We start from the raw sequence: 878 nt of genomic DNA on the forward strand, positions 1-878 counted from the left end.
CGATTCAACAGTGGAAGCAACTCAAGCAAGGTAAACGAGGTCGACCTCGATTGTTTAGTGACTTAGCCATTACGACCGCCCTCATGGTTAAACGAGTATTCGCGATGCCGTTGAGAGCGTTACAAGGATTCATCGATTCTGTTTTCAAACTCGCTCAACTCCCGTTGTCATGTCCTCATTATTCATGCATCAGTAAACGAGCCAAAACGGTTAATGTGTCATTCAAGACAAAGACCCGAGGCGCAATACAGCATTTAGCCATTGATGCAACAGGGCTAAAGGTCTACGGTGAAGGTGAATGGAAAGTAAAAAAACATGGTACTGACGGGAAGCGTCGAGTTTGGCGTAAGCTCCATTTAGCCGTAGACACTGGCACTCATGAAATCATTGCGGCTGAGTTAAGTTTATCGAATGTCACTGACGGTGAAGCTCTTCCTAATTTACTGAATCAAACTCGTCGTAGAATCAATGAGATATCTGGTGATGGAGCTTACGATACAAGACAATGCTACGAAGCAATACGTATTAAACAAGCTGTTCCACTTATTCCACCGAGAGAAGGTGCTGCTTTTTGGTTACGAGGTCACCCCCGTAATCTGGCGGTAGCTTGCCAGAAATTATACGGCTCAAATAAACATTGGAAAAAGAAGTACGGTTACCATAAACGGTCACTTTCAGAGACGGCTATGTTCCGTGTAAAGACACTGTTTGGTGGGCGATTAAGTTTAAGAAACTATAATGCTCAGGTTGGTGAAACCTACGCCATGATTAAAGCGTTGAATAAGCTCACAGGGTTAGGTATGCCTAAAACGATAGAAATAGCCTAATAATCACCCATACTGGCCGTTTCTATCTGAGATCCAATTAGGAAACAAAGC

1 protein-coding gene is annotated in these 878 nt (G+C 43.5%); it reads left to right on the top strand.

Features of this window, described 5'->3' with window-relative positions; genetic code table 11:
* A partial coding sequence (locus tag AB4486_RS22305; protein ID WP_136983016.1) for an IS5 family transposase occupies positions 1–827 on the top strand: 827 nt, incomplete at its 5' end.
* Positions 828–878: the final 51 nt, after the last annotated feature.

Origin of the sequence: Vibrio sp. 10N.222.55.C6 (assembly GCF_041473395.1) — a bacterium.
In the GTDB taxonomy this organism is placed as follows: domain Bacteria; phylum Pseudomonadota; class Gammaproteobacteria; order Enterobacterales; family Vibrionaceae; genus Vibrio; species Vibrio crassostreae_C.